This is a genomic window from Winogradskyella aurantiaca, from assembly GCF_003362725.1.
Taxonomy (GTDB): Bacteria; Bacteroidota; Bacteroidia; order Flavobacteriales; family Flavobacteriaceae; genus Winogradskyella_A; species Winogradskyella_A aurantiaca.
The window spans coordinates 1-20679 of the sequence record NZ_QKTV01000003.1; the positions used below are offsets into that span (position 1 = coordinate 1).

The window sequence follows — 20679 nt, forward strand, 5'->3', positions numbered from 1 at the left end:
TTACTGATGTTGATCCAGTATGTATAGATGCTAGTTCATTCCAACTTCAGGCAAGTCCTGCTGGTGGTACCTGGTCTGGTGATGTTGATGCCAATGGTAACTTCAATCCAGCTAATGGTTCTGGTTCCGCTACTTATACTTATAAAGACGGTAATGGTTGTGAGAACTCCGATACTGTTCAGATTACAGTTAACCCACTTCCAGAGGTAAGTATTACTGATGTTGATCCAGTATGTATAGATGCTAGTTCATTCCAACTTCAGGCAAGTCCTGCTGGTGGTACCTGGTCTGGTGATGTTGATGCCAATGGTAACTTCAATCCAGCTAATGGTTCTGGTTCTGCTACTTATACTTATAAAGATGGTAATGGTTGTGAGAACTCCGATACTGTTCAGATTACAGTTAACCCACTTCCAGAGGTAAGTATTACTGATGTTGATCCAGTATGTATAGATGCTAGTTCATTCCAACTTCAGGCAAGTCCTGCTGGTGGTACCTGGTCTGGTGATGTTGATGCCAATGGTAACTTCAATCCAGCTAATGGTTCTGGTTCTGCTACTTATACTTACGAAGATGGTAATGGTTGTGAGAACTCCGATACTGTTCAGATTACAGTTAATCCACTTCCAACGATTACTCCACAGACACCTGTTTGCTCTGAAGACCTTTTAACTTATTCTGTTGCATTCTCAAGTAATGGAACAGTAACTGTAAAAGAAGATATCCAAGGTATTGTTGTTGCTAATGGTTCTGTATCTGGAATCCCTGCTGGTCAAAACATTACCCTTGTAGCCACTAGTACTGATCAATGTACAGCTGAAGCTATTATAACAGCTCCAGATTGTAGTTGTCCTGTAGTAGAAGTTCCTCAGGCCTCTGATCAGGCAGAGTGTGACTCTGGTCAAACTCTTACTGCTTCGGCAACAGCTGGTAATGGTGAAGTCATTGACTGGTTCGATGCTCAGAACAATCCAGTACAAGATCCGTCATTAAGTAATGTTGGTATGGTTACTTATTTTGCGCAAGCAAGAAATACTACAACCAATTGTACTTCTGCTAAGATTCCTGTTAAACTTGAAATCTATGCACTTCCAGATGCACCTGAGACAACACCACTGTCATATTGTATAGGTGAAACTCCTGATGATATTGAATCATCTGTTACAGCTACAGGAACTCTAAAATGGTATTCAGACGAGAACGGTATCAATCAATTAGATGGAGCACCAAGCATTGATACAAACAGTGCTTCAGTTGAGACCTATTATGTTACTCAAATTGATGGTAACTCTTGTGAAAGTTTACCAACCATGATTCAGGTAACGGTTTACCCAGACCCAACAATTGAGATAATTTCTAAGGAATGTTCAGAAGATGCTTTAACCTATAGCATTACGTTTGAATCCAATGGAGAGGTAGAAAGTTCGGCCGGTGAAGTGGATAACGAGAATGGTATTGTTTCGGGCATTCCATCTGGTGAATCTGTATTACTTATGGTTGTTTCAGAGAATGAATGCGAAATCCAAGAGGAAGTTGAGGCAGAAGTGTGTACAGATGTACAACTAGACTTTAGTAGCTTCTGTTTTGAAGACGGTGCCTATTTAGACTATGATGTTAAATTAATTGGTCTACCAGACGTAACAAGTTTTACCATTACCTGGAAAGACAATGATGGGGCCACAGTGGATACAGACGAAATAGAACTTGAGAATGGCATGGCTTCCGGTTGGATCCCATGGCCAGGAATAGTCTTAGATGAAAATGATGTGGTTATAGATTGGCCAGGTTGGGTATTAGAAGACGACGTATGGGTAATGGGTGATGATGGATTTGAAGATCTAAGACCTACAGCTGATATTGAAGTTTCCTTTAACTCTGGAAACGGTGGACGCTTTATGGGACCAAATGCTTCTCTTAATAATGAGGAGGATGGAGTTATGCCACAAGAGTTTAAGGTGGCCTACCCACCAGGAACACCTCAGTGTAACCCTAATCCACCTGAAGAAGATCCATGTGTATTATATGGTGGTATTGCCGATGATTTATATCAAGTTAAAGATCATACGAGAGAGGCTGAAAACTACAAACACAGTGTTTGGGTCAACGGATTCCCATGTCAAGGTGCTAAAGCCAACTTTAGTTTTGATGATGACATGTATAAAGGATACGCCTATACGCTATTAAGTAATGGAAACTTCGTAATTACTGGAACGGCGGTCTTAAGTGGAATCCAAAATAACAATTGTGAAGATGATTATGAAGGTTCTGTGTGGAGCGTGTATTTCGAGTTTGCACCTATTGAAGATATTTCAGGAGTAGATCCGTTTAGTGCTCATGGTTTTGACGACACTGGATTCCCTGAAGATCCAATCTGGGATTATTATGAACTCGTTCCTGGAAGAGGAGAAATGACTTTATTGGAAGGAGATTTTGAATATGATGCCATCACCTTCACTAAAATGGATAACGATTATGCCTTCCAGGTTGGTGATGGTGCCAATGCTAAAAACAGTGGATTAGGGGCTGCTAGCTGGTTAAACTATACAGTTTGGAGTGATGGACAAGAAGCCTATTCTAATTCAGGTGCTATTCACGCCGATATTAATGTTAACCTTCACGAGATTATTTGTGAGCCAGTATTTGAAGAAGATCCAATTTGTGAGACTTATGCGTCGTTCTACGCACACAATGGACCTAACAATGCTTCAAGTATCATTTATGGTGTTGAGTTTGAGAACGGAAATGCAACGTTCACCGAACTTATAGACATGGCACAATACGGAGCAAACTATAGAGTACACATCTCATTTGATGAAGACATGAATATTCTATATACCGCTAGAAATGATGGATCCGAATTAATTTCGTTCGTCTACAACCCAGTAAGCCTTAAATGGCAAGAACTCAACAGAATCGAATTGGATGGAGTTCCTGGGGGTATTGTTCAGAATACATTCTTTAACGATATGGTGTACCTGGGCTCTAGTGTAACTAATGATATTTATTCAGTTAACCCACTGACTGCTGCAGTTACGCATTACGATTTCACCAACTTGAATATTAATGGTGGTGACCTAGCGGTTAAGGATGGAAGAATGTTCTCTGCTAGTAGAAGTGGCAGAAAAATCTACTTATTAGATTTCGACTCACTAACTGGAAGCGTTATTAATAATAATCAGGGAACTCCAGCTCAGGTTAACGGATTTGGATTATCACTTGGTGGAAACTTTGTAATGACTAATGATGGTGCTAACGTTGTCTATGTTCTTGACAATAACGGTGCTGAATTAGGATCTTATAATGTCGTAGCCGATTTCGATCAATTAATGGATGGTGATTTTGCTGCAGGTTGTGTAGGTCGTGATGAAGATCCACAAGATCCATGTGAGGATTATAAAGCCTTCTATGCTGATCATAATGGTGGAGATACCCGTCTTTACGGTGTGTCACTGGATGACAACTCCTTAGTTGCTGACTTTGATTTCATTACTTCATTACCATATCAGGCACATATAACACTGAATACTACAGATGGTTATGTCTATGCTGTTGATGAAGACGATAATAAAATCTATAAGATCAATCCTAATGGTGGTACTACAGAAGATGTAATTACGCTTAATGCAACCGACGGATCGTCTATTAATTCTATCTATTGTATGGCCTTCTTTGAAGATAAGATCTATTTAGGCTCTGCTCAAAAAGACCAGATTTATGAAGTAGAATTGGATGGTGATTATTCAGTCATTGCTTCTGAAGTACCTGTACAAGGTGGTGATCTAATTTTCAGAAATAATAGACTGTACCTAGCTACAAGGGCTCAAAACAAATTGTATTTCATTGCTGGTGGACCAGATAGTGAAATTCATGTAGGAGATATTGCAGGCAAAGTAAATGGACTGGCATTAAATGCTTCTAATGAGTTCATAACTACCAACTATGGTCACAACAAAGTATATCGTTATGACGGAAATGGTGGAGCGCTTGCACCTTATACGGTGAGCGGTGATCTCACAACATTTAAAAATGGAGACTTGGCTTCCGGCTGTACTTCAGCTGATCCAGAACCATTGTGTGATGTTGCAACATTTGATAACCCAGGTGCTGAGGGTGCACAAATAGCTAAGGATGATCCTCAGAATAATGACTTCAATAATGGTTGGCATCAGTATTCTGCTAATCAGGAACCTTCTTGGTTAGGATGGTCTACAACTACTTCAATTGAAGTTCAGGAAACTGGTCGTATTGATGGTAACGATTCGTTCTGTGGTAATTTCCACTTCGAATTATTGAGTAGAGCAGAAGGTGATAACATGTATCAGGTAGTAACAACGCAGCCTAATACAACAGTTTATCTGAGCTTCTACCATAAGAAACGTAGACAAAACAACATAGTAAATGTCATGGATGTTCTTGTAGGCTCTGAGTCTGACTTCGATCCAGAAGATCATTCAGAAAACACCACGTACGGCCTGTCGGTTGTTGAGACTATAGTAAGAACCTGGGAAGATGGCTGGGAGTTTGTTCAAATTGCCATTGAGCCAGATAGTGATAGCACCGTTATTATGTTGAGAGGACAATCCGGTACCACAACTTCTGTAGGTAACTTAATTGATGATGTTTACATCGGATGTGAGATGCAAGAGGAGAGAGAGCCATGTAACGGAGACGATAACAATGATGTCCCACCATTAACTCCACATGATGGCGCTTACTCAGATCTTATGATTGATGCAAGTCGTGTTAGTTTGTATCCAGTACCAGCTCATAGAGACTTATCAATTAAAATTGATAATAGTGGACAAAAGGTCACTGGAACATATTACATTACATCAATCAATGGTAGAACTGGGCATAAAGGAGAGATTCATGTCATTGATGGCGAGAGTGATATTGTTAAGGAAGATGTTTCTGATTTACCAGACGGTATGTATTTCTTAATGTTAGAAATAAATGGTCGTGTAATTTCTAAACAATTCATGAAAATATCCAACTAAATAATTCAAAAACAGATATTTAATAAAAACCACGCCTAATAAGCGTGGTTTTTTTGTATCTTAAAGCGAAACCTAATCTTTATCATGTTTTTGGCCGTTGTTGGTTCGTACTTTTAATGTACGCATTTCACTGAAGTTTTAACTAAATCAAAGTTCATATGAAAGAATTCGACAACAAGCACATCAAAAATGTGGCTTTTGTTGGTGCCCACAGAGCCGGTAAAACAACACTTGCAGAGACCATGTTGTTTGAAGCCGGCTTAATTAACAGACGCGGCACTGTAGAACAGCAAAATACGGTTTCTGATTATCACGAATTTGAGCACCAACGCGGTGCTTCTGTTTTTGCTACCCCTTTGCATACAGAGTGGCGTAACTATAAAATCAACATTATAGATACGCCTGGATTGGATGATTTTATTGGAGAGATTATGTCCTCCATTCGGGTGGCAGATACAATTGTTACGGTTATCAATGCCAAACATGGAGCCGATATTGGTACTGAGATTATTTGGAATTATGTAGACAAGTACCACAAACCAACACTTTTTGTAATTAATAAGATTGATAGTGAAAAGGCCAAGTTTGATGAAAGTGTTGAAAACTTAAAAAGTCTAGTAGGTAACAATGCGGTACTTATTCAATACCCCATTAATTTAGATGGAGCTCAGGCCATCATAGACGTACTGAAAATGAAGTGCTATAAGTTTGGTCCCGAAGGTGGTAAGCCAGAAAAACTACCTATCCCAGAAGATCAGTTAGATCGTGCCAATTACTTGCATAACGAGCTCGTGGAGAAGGCCGCCGAGAATGATGAAGAACTCTTAGAACTCTTTTTTGATAAAGGTACTCTTAACGAAGACGAATTACGTCAAGGCTTAAAGCAAGGGATGCTTAACCACGACGTATTTCCAGTGTTCTGCGTATCTGCTTTAAATGATATGGGAACTGGCCGTTTAATGGGATTCATTGATAATGTAGCACCTGCTGCGGCTGACTTAAAACCTGAGCAAACTATTGAGGGGGGATTGGTAACCCCTAATCTAGAAGATGACACCTCACTCTTTATTTTCAAAACCATCTACCAACCAAATCTCGGGCAGATTACCTTCTTTAAGGTGATGTCTGGCGAAGTGCACACCAACGATAAACTTTACAATACCAGAACCGGTGAGAGTGAAACCCTTAACCAACTCTACATCATGGACGGTAAGGAAAAGCATCCAGTTCAAAAGTTAACTGTTGGCGATATTGGAGCCACAACTAAATTAAAATATACCGACACCAATGATACTCTGGCTACTAAGGCCGAAGCAGGTACCATTAAACCTATTAAATTCCCTCAGCCACGTGTTTTAAAGGCCGTATTTGCAGAATCCAATTCAGATGAAGAGAAACTATCTGATGCCCTAAAACGCATACATAGTCAGGATTTTACAGTTGATCTCAGTTATAACAACGAGACACATCAAACCATTGTAGGAACGCAAGGAGAATTGCATCTAGCAACTCTCAATTGGATCTTGGAAAATATTTATGGTGTAAAAGCGCGTTTTGAAAATCCAAAAATATCCTATAGAGAAACCATTCAACGTAGTGCAACGGCTAACTACCGGCACAAGAAACAGAGTGGGGGAGCTGGACAATTTGGTCAGGTACATTTAAAAATTGAACCCTGGTACGAAGGAATTCCAGAGCCAGAAGGCTTCTCACTTCGAGGAAAAGAAGTTGTGGACTTACCCTGGGACGGAAAATTAGTATTCTACAATTGCATAGTTGGCGGTGTCATCGATCAACGTTATTTGCCATCCATCATGAAGGGTATTTTGGAAGTCATGGAGAATGGACCATTAACTAATTCCTATGCTCGTGATATTAGAGTAATGGTTTATGATGGGAAAATGCACTCCGTTGATTCCAATGATATTTCCTTTAAAATAGCAGGATCTCACGCCTTTAAAGAAGCATTTATAAATGCCAACCCTAAACTTCTAGAGCCAACAGAATTATTGACCTTAAGAGCTCCTGAAGAAATGGTAGGAGGAGTTATGACAGAACTACAGAGTAGACGTTCCATTATTCAAGGTATCGAGACTGAAGACCATTATCAGGTATTACGATGTATCATACCAAGTGCTGAGATGTCTGACTTCTCAACACAACTGCGATCCCTCACACAAGGTAGAGCTACTTATACGACAAAATCTGAAGGTTATAGTCCTGTCCCTGCACATGTGCAAAAAGAACTAATTAAAGAACAAGAATTAATAACAACATAAATAGACCGGTATGCTAAGCAAAGTTATGTATTTAAGCGATCTTCAGTTCAATATTGATACCTGGAAGCGCGAATTACGATTTCATTTTAATGAAATGGATACCTTCCAGGAAAAACTAGAAGAAGCTGTTTCAAGAATTGAAGACCCTATTGCTCTAAAGAAATTAGAGATGTTTCAAAATAGAATTATGATAGAAAAGGACGCTATTTCTAAACTCATGCATCGATGTAAAAACAAAGCCATTAGCATTAGAAATGTTGATTTCAACGAATCTATTGACGGACGATTACAAACCGAGCAATACACCCTAAAAGATGATATGCGTACCTACATTAAATTGCATTACGATCTTAAAGAGGAAATGATGGATTATTTTCTCGAGGTGCTATAAATAGACTTCTAATCAATTAAAAAAGACCACGTTTTAGTGGTCTTTTTTATTATTTGAGTATCGATTTTCCTTTATATAATACCTCTATTTCCTCCTTTGATAAACTCCTATTAAAGATGGATAACTCGTCAAATAAACCAATATAGCTTAAGCCTAAATAGATATTGGATTCTTCCAGATTCCAGGTAAATGCATTACTTATGTTCTCACGGACACCAACAAAGTCTCCGTTAACATAAAGTTCTGCCTTTCCATCAGGACTGTTTAACCCAGAGTAGTTGACCAAAACATGAGTCCATTCGTCTCTGTTAAAGGGTGGATCATCCATTCTAACTAGCAAATCTAAGAACTTTGGATTTTCATTATCTGGCCCTTCAGGCTCAGGGTTCCAGGCATCTCTATCTTCTATCACTCCCAATCTAAAGGCTCTAGGTAATGTTTTAGTAAAGTCAACCCATATTGAGGCATCGTTATAGCTGACGTCTGTTATTTGAATAGGATCGCAGTAGCCAGGCTGTAAATCTTCGTTTGGATTTAATTTCAACCAAAAGGATATGGCACCATTCCAATTAGTGCTATCATAAGCAATGTTTCCTCTACTCTTATAATAAATACTGCCTTTGGTCTTACCACTGAATAACAAGGCACCATCAGTCTTACCAAGATTTTTAGAATGGGAAACCGAATCTTTGTGTAAGCCCACTATTGCTGAATCGGCTTCACGTCTATTCATAACAGTATATAGCTTGGCATCCCCATTAGCTACATCAGCATCAATGCTCGTATCAAATGAGGCATATAGCGTTAATGCCTCTTTTAGATTATTTGAAATGGAAGATTCATCCATTCCATCCTCAATTTGGTTTGAGGACTTCTTTGTCTTGTTTCCACAGGATAATAGGACCAATGCTAAGACTAATATGACAAAACTATTTTTCATAAGATATATTTATTTTAATTCACCAGGGTGGTAGGTCTTAACAGCATTGGCTTCCACATCATCCTTGTAGTAGAGTACATCCTTAAATTCCATATTGGCATAACGCTGTGACTGGTCATTAAAATGAGAAGATTCAGGATGACCACTCTGTCCACCAGCAAGCATACTTTTAGCCTTTAGTTTATCTCCAAACTCAACCACAGCTACAAAGCTATTACCCCTCGTACCATAAATTTTCTTTGCATTATCAGCTCTGTAGCTCACACCATAAGCAGCCAAAGCTCCCCAACGACCAGATGCAAAACCAATGGGAATACTTGGCTTAGAGTCATCAAATTCCTGATAAATATCTCCATTCAATCGTTGGTAACGATTAACATCACCCCACACTAAGTCCCAAGTACCAAAATCCAGGGTGAGCTGTGCTAAAACATCTGTAAAAACCTGAAGTCGTTCCTTTTCTGGTGCTTCTGTACCAAAATATTTGAAATAATCCATCATTCCCATGCCTCTTGGTCTCGAGCTGTTTCTATTTACGGCTGTTCCATAATAATGCGCAAGGGTCATAGCTTTGGACTCAGCACTCGTATTAAAATCCCAATTGCGCAATAATTCTATAGCCCCTTTAATACCTTCAAATGCATCACTATTATTATCGTAAGCCAATACCAGTCCTGGAATCAAATCCTTAAAGGCTGGTAAGTAAGGGTCGTGAGCCATAGCTATAACATCATCTAAACTGTAATCCTTCTTTCCATTAGACAGTAATGAGATGGCATGCACACCTCTAAAATTTTCGCGATCCAAAGACATATACTTTGGATAATCTCCACGCTTAGGACTGTTTTCTGCGGCTGCCGTATAAGGCGTTGAGTTACAATTCTGAATCCAGCCATTTTCTGGATTAAGCAAGGTGATGGCCTCTTCAACATCATGTAATCCTTTCCAATCAGTATCAGGATTACTTCCATCAACCGGTAAGCGATAGTTAAAGTGTTCATTTCTAACAGGAATAAAATTGCCATGGAAATAAGCGATATTACCTTCTGCATCCGCATACACCGTATTATTTGAGGAGTTGGTTTTTATATCCATCATCTCACGGAAACCTTTATACCCACTTTGTTTAGTGCGTATGTAGGACTGTTCCAAAGCTTTTACCGGTTCCCACATGAGTGCTGTGGAGGTCCATTGGCCATCAACTGCATGGGTAATAGGGCCATGGTGGGTATGATAGGTGTCAAAAGCTTTTTCTTTTAATGAGTCACCACTTTTATACTTCAGAATCACTTCCGATTTTTCTACTGGACGTAATTCTTCTCCATAAGTGTAGAACAAATCATCACCAGATTTTACGATGGTTTCTTTAAACTCATCAATCACATCGGTAAAGGTAGAGGTATGCATCCAGCCAGTTTTTTCATTAAACCCTTGGTAAACAAAAAATTGGCCCCATGTAACTGCTCCGTAAGCATTTAAGCCCTCCTCACTTACCACATGAACCTCGCCACGGAAGAAAAAAGAAGTGTGTGGGTTAATGAGTAAAATTGGATTTCCTGAAGCCGTCATACTGCCGGATAAGGCAATACCATTTGATCCTTGCGGTTCAGCTTCTTCCACTGCCGTTGGTTGTATTTGCATCTCCCACAAAGAAGGTCTATTTTCATAGAAGTCTCTTATTCTACGAGTGGACACACGCTCTATATCGCCACCAATTGATCCCTCTGAAAAGTACATGGGCATCCAGGGTTCAAATTTAGTAAGAAGTCGAGGCTCAACTTCAGGGTGGGTATGTAAGTAATAATTAATACCATCAGCAAAGGCATCACATAGTTCCTTTAACCATTCAGGACTATTTTCATAGTTAGATTTTGCTTCTTCCTCTGTCATAAACAATTTGGCACGTAAATCACTATAAAGCGCTTCTTCTCCTTCCACTTCTGCTAACCTTCCTGTAGCCCAAATATAATTTTGTTCAACACGATTAAAATCGTCTTCACATTGGGCATATAATAATCCAAACACCGCGTCGGCGTCTGTTTTTCCATAGATATGTGGAACACCAAAACCATCCCTAATTATGGAAGTTTGATTAGCATGAGTCTCCCAACGTTCTATATCTGGATTTTTGTTGTTATCGGAATTACAGGCAATTAGTACGATAAATGCCACTAATAAAAGATATCGCATTTCAAATTTTTTATGTGAAAATAAGGCTTAATTGGCAAAGCAGAAAACCGCACAAAAGCAGATAAAATTTGATTATCTTGTGTAACCTCTTTAACCAACCAAAACATTATGACATCCATTACCAGGCTATCTATTGCAGTTTTAATTGTTTTATTTTCTTATCAATCTCATGCTCAAAACAATATCCTCGAAAAACTTGAAGAAATTGCCATCATAGATCAAAAAGTCATGATGCCGATGCGTGACGGTATACGATTAGCTACAGATATTTATAGGCCAAAGACTGATGAAAAAGTTCCTATTATTTTTTCCAGAACCCCATATAATTTTAATTCCTGGGGTGATGGAGAGCAGCGTACCAGAACGGCACAACGCGCTTATGAAGCTGTTAAACGTGGCTATGCTTATGTGGTGCAGAACGAACGTGGTCGGTATTTTTCTGAAGGTAAATGGGACATCTTGGGAGTTCCTTTAACAGATGGTTATGATGCCTTTTCATGGATGAAAGATCAGCCTTGGTCTAATGGGAAGATTGGAACCATAGGATGCTCATCTACAGCCGAATGGCAGATGGCAGTAGCTGCTCTAGATCACCCTTCACATGCAGCAATGGTGCCACAAGCATACGGGGCTGGTGTAGGACGGGTTGGTGATCTATATGAGCAAGGCAATTGGTACCGAGGTGGTGTAGAACAAATGCTTTTCTTTTCCTGGTTGTACGGTGTGGAACATGATAAGTTCAAGCCACGGATTCCAGCTGGTGCTACCCAAGAAGATCTTATCAGGATTTCACGCTTTTATGATTTAGCTCCAGAAAATCCTAGAGTGGACATGTCCGAAGCCCTGAGCCATTTACCAATCCAGGATATATTGCAAAACATTAATGGTAAGCGCGAGGTATTTGACAAAATGGTACGTCGTAAACCCAATCATCCCGATTGGTATGCTGGTGGCTTGTACCATGATGATATGGGATTTGGAGTACCAAGCTTCTGGTTTGCATCATGGTATGATGTATCGATAACACCAAACTTGGCACTTTTTAATCATGTTAGAAATAATGCAGAGGATGCCGAAGTTCGAGACAATCAATATATGGTGATAGCACCAGTATTACATTGTCGCTACACCAGAGCTACTGAAAACACAATGGTTGGTGAGCGTAATGTTGGTGATGCCCGGCTCAACTATGACGAGCAGATCTATGCCTGGTTCGATTGGTGGCTGAAAGGAGAAAACACCAATTTTAAAGAAAAAACACCCCGTGTTCAATATTATACCATGGGGAGCAATACATGGCAATCTGCCAACCAATGGCCACCTAAGGATAGCCAATTAGTCACTTATTATTTAAACAGTGGAGGGGAGGCTAACACCATGTATGGGGATGGATCTTTAAGCACAAAGATGCCAGGTAAGGACAATCCAGATTCTTATGTGTACGATCCCATGAATCCTGTAAAATCTTATGGAGGTAATGTATGTTGTACTGGTAACGCTGTACAAGGTGGATCTTTTGATCAACGTGTTATGGAGACTCGAAATGACATTCTGGTTTACACCACCGACATCTTGGAAGAAGGTGTCGAGGTAACAGGATTTATTGAAAGTACGCTTTATGTCTCCTCAGATGTAAAAGATACAGATTTCACCATCAAACTTATTGATGTTTATCCAGACGGGACCGCCTATAATTTAGATGAAACCATTCAAAGAGCCCGATTTAGAGAAGGTTATGATAAAGAAGTTTTTATGAAAGAAGGCGACGTTTATAAAATAGACCTTACACCAATGGCTACCAGTAATTATTTTAAAAAAGGCCATCGCATTAGAATCGAAATATCCAGCAGTAATTTTCCAAGATTCGCTCGTAATCTAAATACTGGTGGAGATAACTATGACGAATCAGAAGGGGTTGTTGCCAACAATTCTATTCATCATTCAAAAGCACATCCATCACATATTAAATTACCTATTAAGCAAGATTAATCTGCATTAAACATCATGAAAAGAACATTTATTATTTTCCTGAGTTTGGTCCTAGGACTTTCACAGGGAGCAATTGCACAAAAAAAATCTAAAAAGAAAGGTGACGATAAATCACCATTAGAACAAATCAGTATATCGGGACTAAAATGGCGTAATGTCGGCCCAGCACTGACCTCAGGACGTATTTCGGACTTTGCTGTTAACCCAGACAATCCATTTGAGTATTATGTAGCCACATCGGCTGGAGGTGTCTGGAAAACAGTTAATGCTGGGGTTACCTATGAACCAATTTTTGATTCTCAAGGTTCCTATTCTATTGGCTGTGTGACCATGGATCCTAAGAATTCCAATGTGGTTTGGGTTGGGTCTGGGGAAAACAATAACCAACGTTCAGTAGCCTATGGAGATGGAGTCTATAAATCGGAAGATGGAGGAAAATCCTGGAAAAACATGGGGCTTAAGAATTCCGAACATATCGGTAAAATAATAGTCCACCCTGAAAATTCTAATGTGGTTTATGTGGCTGCTATTGGACCCTTATGGAGTAAAGGCGGAGATCGCGGTTTGTACATGACCAAAGATGGCGGTGCTACTTGGGAAGTCATTTTAACGGTAGACGAACACACAGGAGTTAATGATGTTGTGATTGATCCAAGAGATCCTAATGTCCTTTACGCATCTACCTTACAGCGTCGTCGACATGTTTATACCTACGTTGGTGGTGGTCCTGGTTCTGGATTGCAGAAAAGTACCGATGGAGGTATGACCTGGACTAAAATCCAAAAAGGACTTCCATCTGAAGAATTAGGACGAATTGGTTTGGCCATTTCACCAGTTAATCCCGAAAAGATCTATGCTATTGTTGAAGCGGCCAATCGTAAAGGAGGATTTTATATTTCTACCAACCGCGGTGCCAGTTGGACCAAGCAGAGCTCTCATGTTACTAGTGGAAACTACTATCAAGAAATTATAGCCGATCCTGTTGACGAAAACACCGTGTATTCTATGGATACTTGGATGTCTGTGACCAAAAACGGGGGTAAGAATTTTGAACTGGTTGGTGAAGACACTAAGCACGTTGACAACCACTGTATGTGGATTAATCCCAAAAACAACAAACACTTTATTGTAGGCTGTGATGGTGGAATTTATGAAACCTTTGATGGTGCCAAAACCTGGGATTTTAAAAAGAATTTACCGGTAACTCAGTTTTATAAGGTAGCGACTGATAATGATTACCCCTTTTATAATATTTATGGTGGCACACAGGACAACTTTAGTTTAGGTGGCCCCTCAAGAGTATTGACCGAGCACGGTATAAGAAACTCTGAGTGGTACATTACCAATGGAGGTGACGGTTTTGAATCTCAAATAGACCCCAATAATCCAAATATTGTTTATGCCCAAAGTCAGTACGGCGGCTTGGTACGCTTTGATAGAAAAAGTGGTGAGTCCGTTGGAATTAAACCAAAAGCACGGCGCGGAGAGGATGCTTATATTTTCAATTGGGATGCACCATTAGCTGCAAGTAGACATGTCCCTGGACGCTTATACTTTGCAGCCAATAAGGTATTTAGATCCGACGATTATGGTAACAGTTGGGACGTTATTAGTGAGGATTTATCGAGACAAATTGATAGAAACACGCTTAAGGTTTATGATCGTGTGGTTAGTATAGATGCGGTAATGAAAAACGGATCAACCTCACCTTATGGGGCCATAGTGGCTTTTTCAGAATCACCATTAAATAAAGACCTTTTAGCAGCTGGTACCGATGATGGCTTAGTTCATATTTCAGAAGATGGGGGTAATTCCTGGAAACAAATTTCAAACATTTCAGGGGTACCAAATCAGTCTTATGTCAATGCTGTATTTCTATCCAAGCATGATGAGAATGTCATTTATGTAGTCTTTAACCATCACAAGTATGGAGACTTTAAACCTTACATATTTAAGTCCAGCAATAAAGGGGCGTCCTGGACGGCCATCCAATCTAATCTTCCAGAACGCGGTAGTGTGTATGCCATTGAAGAAGACCATTTGGATAAAGACCTGCTCTTTGTTGGAACAGAATTTGGGGCCTTTTTCTCCCCAGATCAAGGTCAAAATTGGAAACAATTAAAAGCAGGTCTGCCAACTATAGCAGTCAGAGATATCGCCATTCAGGAACGTGAAAATGATTTAGTGCTAGGAACATTTGGTAGAGGCTTCTACGTCATGGACGATTATTCAGCCTTAAGAAATGTTGAAAACAAGACACCAAGTGAGGAGGCCGCAATTTACCCGGTACGTACCGCTTTAATGTGGGAAAAGAGCAGTCCTTTAGGTTTGCCCGGCAAATCCTTTCAGGGAGATAATTTCTACACAGCAGAGAATTTAGGGCCGGAAGCTTTGATAACTTACTATTACAATTCAAGCTATAAGTCATTAAAAAGTCAACGTCAGAAAAAGGAAAAAGATTTAGTGAAGTCAGGTTCAGATACGCCTTATCCTAGTTATGAAGATTTAAAAGCGGAATCTAACGAAGCGAAAGAAGAATTGGTTTTTACCATAAAAGATGCCAATGGCACTGTAGTTAAAAAGGTATTTAAATCCGCTTCTAAGGGCCTACAGCGCTTTCATTGGGATCTGCGTTACACTCTACAAGATCCCATAGATTTAAGTACCCCATCTTTTTATAATCCTTTTGGCGGACGTGATGAAGGTACCTTGGTCGCTCCCGGAAATTATACAGTAGAAATGGGGCTTTTAAAAGATGGACAATTGACATCTTTAGTAGCACCAGTAAGTTTTGAAGTCAAGGCTCTTGATAATGTAGAAATACCGGCAGAAGATAGAGCAGAGAAGGTGGCCTTTCAGAAATCCTTGGCTAAACTTCAGGCAGATTTTGGTATTGCTCAAAACCTAATGTCTGAATCCAGAAATAAGTTACGCTATATCAAGGCTGCCATTAAACGCGCTGAACAACCCTTGGGCAATTTAACTAAAGACGTTATTGCAATTGAAAAGCAATTAGATGAAGTTCAGTTAGCTATGTATGGTGATCCGGTGAAGCGTCGTTTGGACATGAAGCAACCACCATCTCCTGCAAGTCGTTTAGGAAGTATTGGTTATGAGCAGAAGTATTCAACTGCGACCCCAACCCAGACCCATCGCGATAGTTATGCTATTGCTAAAGAACAGGTGACTGCCATCAAATCAAAAATAGAAGTAATATATAACCAAGACCTCAAGTCCCTAGAGGAAAAGCTTGTGAGCACAGGTGCACCTTACACCCCGGGACGAGGCTATGAAAACAAAAATTAAATGACTAGTATGAGAATTAATGTAATTCTAGGATTATTGTGTTTTTCAGGGCTACTTTCGGCCCAGAAAAAAGTCCTGCAGCATGATGACAAAGATCTTTGGAATCGAATTAGAAGCGTGAGCATATCCAATTCTGGGGATTATGTTTTGTACGCTAAAGAGCAAGGCGAACGGGAACAAACCATTCAGCTTAAGGATATTAATGGAAATCTGCTCTATAGCCATGTACGAAGTAATGGAGGCAAATTTTCTAATGACTCCAAATACATAGCTTTTACAGTTAATGCCAGGAAAGACAGTGTCAAGGAAATGAAACGGCGTAAGGTTAAAGACAAAGACATGCCAAAAGATACTTTAGTAGTTTATTCCATCGCTAACTCTAAAGAGACCAAAATTGCGAACGTTAAGTCTTATAAAATGCCAGAAAAATGGTCTGGTATCGTTGCTTATATGTTGGAAGAGATTAAAAAGCCCAAAGACACGGCAAAATCTAAGGAGAAGGATACCACTAAGGCCAAGGTTAAAGACACTTTAAAAAAAGGTAAGAAAAAGCCTAAGAAGGTTTCTAAAAAGAATGGCTATCATGTGGTGGTTAGAAATTTAGAATCGGGTACTCAGGACACTCTTAAATATGTACTAACCTATGCCATTTCTAAGGAGGGACAATTCATTACTTACGCCACCACAGGTGAAAAGGAGAAGGATAATGCTGGTGTTTACCTATATGATGTCAAGAAATCGGAAAGCAAGAAACTTGTATCCAGTCATGAGAAAACCAAATATCCACAGCTATCTATTTCAGACTCAGGGGAGCGCGTAAGTTTTGTAATGGATGCCGATTCCACTAAGAGCCTCATTAAAAAACCAAGCTTGTATGGATGGAAAAAAGGTCAAGATTCTGCCAGTGTTTTGGTTGCTTCAGAAACCAATGCATCCAAGCTTTTGGTTTCAAAAGACCGACGTCTTAACTACTCGGAAAATGAGGAACGCCTATTCTTTGGATTACGAACCGCACCAATTGTACAGGATACCACACTCTTAAAAGAAGAAATAGTAAATGTTGAAGTTTGGACCTATGATGAACCAAGGCTATACACTGTTCAGGAATTAGATGTAAAGGATGATCAAAAGAAATCCTATTTATCGGTGTATGATTTTAAATCCAATACCATGGTGCAAATAGCCGATACGGATTTTGATAATGCCAGGTATGGTGATGAGGGTAATAGTAATTACGCCGTAGTTGCAAATGCCACACCTTATATGTTACAAAGCCAATGGACAGCCCAAAGGCCTTTAGACCTACACCGTGTTGACCTTAAAACAGGGGAACATACACCTATAGCTAAAAAAGTCTATGGTGGTAATTCTTTAAGTCCTAAGGGCAAGTATTTGTATGGTTATAGCAGAAAAGACAGTACCTGGTTTACCTACAATCTGGAGACCTTGAAATATACAGCATTGACCAAAGGACGACAGTTCTATAACGAACTTCACGACTATCCTGACGACCCTTATAGCTATGGCTCTGCCGGCTGGACCGAAGATGATAAGAAGTTCTTGATCTATGACCGTTATGATATCTGGGCCTTTGATCCTGAAACGGGTTCCTCTGAGAACTTAACTAATGGTAGAGCGCAACAAATACGCTACCGTTATTTAAGGTTGGATAAAGAAGAACGGTCCATACCTAATAAAGGTCCTTGGATGCTAAGTACATTTAATGAAGATTCCAAATATGGTGGGGCTGCAGCATTTGATCCTAAGCGTAAAACTATTAGCCAGTTAATAGAAGGGCCTTATGCTTATGAAATTTTTTGGATGGCTCAGGATGATAAAAAGAAACGTTTATTGTTTACAAGACAGTCATTTACAGATTTCCCTAACCTATGGAGTACCAATACCTCCTTTGAAGGGGCCAAACAAATATCGGATATTAATCCTCAGCAAAGCGATTATAACTGGGGAACTGCTGAAATGGTGGAGTGGGTGTCTCTCGACGGCAAACCTCTAAAAGGGATGCTTATAAAACCAGAGAATTTTGATCCTAACAAGAAGTACCCTATGATCGTGAACTTTTATGAGCGTAGTTCCGACGGTCTGTACAGGCACCGACCACCATCCTATGGAAGAAGTACCATCAACTACCCGTTTTATGCGAGTCGTGGTTACCTAATCTTTAATCCTGATGTTCAGTACAGGGATGGCTATCCTGGGGAAAGCGCCTTTAATTGTGTGATTCCAGGGGTTACCATGTTAATTGATAAGGGCTTTGTTGATAAAGACAATATTGGTGTCCAAGGCCATAGCTGGGGAGGTTATCAAATTGCCTATTTAGTTACTAAAACAGACATCTTTAAAGCTGCTGAATCAGGAGCACCCGTACCAAACATGATCTCTGCCTATGGTGGAATTCGCTGGTGGACTGGACTTAGCAGACAGTTTCAATACGAGCATACACAAAGTAGAATTGGAGGTACTCCTTGGGAATACCCGCAACGCTATATTGAAAACTCACCAATTTTTAACATTGATAAGATCAATACTCCGCTTCTGATCATGCATAATGATGCCGACGGTCATGTCCCCTGGTATCAGGGAATAGAGTTCTTTGTATCTCTGCGTCGCCTTGGGAAACCAAGCTGGTTCCTAAATTATAACGACGAACCACACTGGCCACTGAAATGGCAAAACCGCATCGATTTCAATATACGCATGCAACAGTTCTTCGATCATTATTTAAAGGGAGAACCCAAGCCAGTTTGGATGGATCGTGGAGTACCAGCTCTAGAAAAAGGAATCAATCAGGGCTACGACTTTGTAGAGTCTGATAAGGAATAATTACCACCAGGTTACAAAGGCCTTCTGAAGATTGTCTTCAGGGTCTTTTAGCCAAATCATAGGAGACCGATGCGATTTGCATTGGTCTTTTATGGTTTTATAGGCGTCTGAAAATGATATCCAATCCACTTCAAGGCTGGGGATAGCCAACCACTCCAACTTTAATGGGATGTAAAATTTAAAACCCTCAAATTGATCCAAGTCGTTTATGTTACAATAGAATCCTTTTATACATTTCCTGTTTAATGGGCCTAAATGGACATCCAAATTGTTTAAGGGTAGAAATAATTGCGCCTTGAACTGAACATACTGCGCAAAGTTTCGAGATTCATAACCCAAATCATGAATATAAGATTGCGTTACTTGATGGTGCAGTAGAGGTAGTTGCTTCAACCGCAACTTATCCAATTTAAGCATAAGGGCATCCGTTCTGTTTGGACCGATCCATGGCTCTAAATTATTGTCATAGGACTTTGTGTAATCATATAAGTAAAACTTATAAATACACTCTAAATGTGAAAGTTGTGATTTATTTTTAAATAATAAATCGAGCTCCCCTAGTGTTTGTTTTTCCTGTCGGATTTGTAAGCTATCCGTTATTAAATCCAAGTCGTTATGATTAGCTATTTGATGGGCTGCAAAATGTTCAACCCATTTACCTAATCGTAGTTTTTTTGATGAATCTAATGGCTGAAATGGTACTGTTGTAGATGCTAGCTTATACTGCCGCATTCCTAAAAGCGTTCCCCTCCATAACGTAGGGGTGTGCTGATATCCTTCAAATAAATTCTGGAAGTTCAAATTAAGGCTCAATGATGAGCTTTTGACCAACTCTTAGTACTGAGTTTCTTTTGATAGAATTGGATTTACATAATGCCTCAATGGTAACGTTATTTCGCCTGGAAATGCGCGATAGGGTATCTCCCTTTTTAACAATGTACAAGCGCTTTTCACGATCTTCAAATTCAGCCAATTTTTCTTCAGAGGTGATTAAATCTATTTTAGGCAATCTTCTGGAACTGTAGTAATACGCCTTTGTCCAGGGTCGCATCACAAATAACTCTTTACCATGAACTTTGTTGGTATCATCAAACTCAAACAGATAGTCTGGGTGAATGTATTGCCCTTTGTAACTCACTACTAGGTGCAGATGGCTACCTCTGGCATTTCCACTACGTCCTCCTTTACCAATGTATTGTCCTTTTCGCACGCTATCATTCGCCTTAACTGCATATCTGGACATATGCGCATAAGTGGTTTCCAAACCGTTGTAATGTCTGATAACCACGGCATGCCCTAATCCACCGTTATAAACCGCCATCCGTACCACACCATCAAACATGGCAAAGAGACTATCTCCTGTTATTAGATCTATATCAATCCCCTGGTGCGCACGTCCCCAACGCCAACCATAACGCGAGGTCACTACCTTTTTTCTTGAAATTGGTGAAGCATATGTAGAATCCTCAAAGGATATTTTCAAAGGGAATTTTACAGGTACACCTTTATAGGGGTTGTAAACAGAATTGGTCCAATATTCCGAAGTAATATCTGGTGCAGGCACCGAATGAAGCGGTAGTTCTACCTCTGTCCAAACTGCCCGTTCAGATACCTTAGATAAGGGTAGGGAAATTTTTAGGGTTTCAGCTCGTTTATTCTGAGCAAACCCTACGGCCAATAACAAACAACATAACAAGGTAAGAATGCGTTGCATTATGTAACTGGTCTTTTTTAAACCGCTGCAAA

The 20679-nt window shown here is 39.8% G+C and carries 10 protein-coding genes; 6 read left to right on the forward strand and 4 right to left on the reverse strand.

The annotated features are described in order from the left end of the window. The 3 genes from DN064_RS06100 to DN064_RS06110 form a co-directional block, all read left to right on the forward strand. Positions 1-4997, forward strand: a 4997-nt coding sequence (locus DN064_RS06100; protein WP_157962250.1) for an Ig-like domain-containing protein, incomplete at its 5' end; no start/stop codon positions are given. A 158-nt stretch (positions 4998-5155) separates the two neighbouring features. Then, positions 5156-7276 carry an elongation factor G gene (locus tag DN064_RS06105; RefSeq protein WP_115461758.1) on the forward strand — a complete coding sequence of 707 codons (2121 nt, stop codon included), beginning with the start codon at positions 5156-5158 and terminating at the stop codon, positions 7274-7276. A gap of 10 nt (positions 7277-7286) precedes the next feature. Further along, complete coding sequence (locus DN064_RS06110) at positions 7287-7667, forward strand: hypothetical protein (protein ID WP_115461759.1); 381 nt, start codon at positions 7287-7289, stop codon at positions 7665-7667. A 49-nt stretch (positions 7668-7716) separates the two neighbouring features. Here the strand turns inward: DN064_RS06110 and DN064_RS06115 are convergent, their stop codons facing one another. Beyond that, the gene (locus tag DN064_RS06115) at positions 7717-8607 is read right to left on the reverse strand and encodes a LamG-like jellyroll fold domain-containing protein (protein ID WP_115461760.1); all 891 of its coding nucleotides are present in this window, start codon (positions 8605-8607) and stop codon (positions 7717-7719) included. Between the two features lie 9 nt (positions 8608-8616). After that, positions 8617-10797, reverse strand: a complete 2181-nt coding sequence (locus DN064_RS06120) for an acylase (protein WP_115461761.1) — start codon at positions 10795-10797, stop codon at positions 8617-8619. Between the two features lie 108 nt (positions 10798-10905). Between DN064_RS06120 and DN064_RS06125 the strand changes: the two genes are divergently transcribed. The 3 genes from DN064_RS06125 to DN064_RS06135 are packed head-to-tail and all read left to right on the forward strand — an operon-like array spanning position 10906 to position 18933. Beyond that, the gene (locus DN064_RS06125) at positions 10906-12786 is read left to right on the forward strand and encodes a CocE/NonD family hydrolase (RefSeq protein ID WP_115461762.1); all 1881 of its coding nucleotides are present in this window, start codon (positions 10906-10908) and stop codon (positions 12784-12786) included. 15 nt (positions 12787-12801) lie between these two features. Then, positions 12802-16092 carry a VPS10 domain-containing protein gene (locus DN064_RS06130; RefSeq protein WP_115461763.1) on the forward strand — a complete coding sequence of 1097 codons (3291 nt, stop codon included), beginning with the start codon at positions 12802-12804 and terminating at the stop codon, positions 16090-16092. A 9-nt stretch (positions 16093-16101) separates the two neighbouring features. After that, positions 16102-18933 (forward strand): S9 family peptidase, encoded by a 2832-nt coding sequence (locus DN064_RS06135; RefSeq protein WP_157962251.1) that lies wholly within the window; start codon positions 16102-16104, stop codon positions 18931-18933. On the opposite strand, the gene DN064_RS06140 is transcribed toward DN064_RS06135, so the two are convergent. Both DN064_RS06140 and DN064_RS06145 read right to left on the reverse strand, forming a co-directional pair. After that, a complete protein-coding gene (locus DN064_RS06140) occupies positions 18934-19746 on the reverse strand; it encodes a DUF1853 family protein (RefSeq protein ID WP_157962252.1) in 813 nt (270 codons plus the stop codon). After that, entirely contained in the window at positions 19736-20647 is a 912-nt protein-coding gene (locus tag DN064_RS06145; RefSeq protein ID WP_115461766.1) for a peptidoglycan DD-metalloendopeptidase family protein, read from the reverse strand. Before DN064_RS06145 ends, DN064_RS06140 begins: the two co-directional genes overlap by 11 nt. Between the last annotated feature and the right edge of the window lie 32 nt (positions 20648-20679).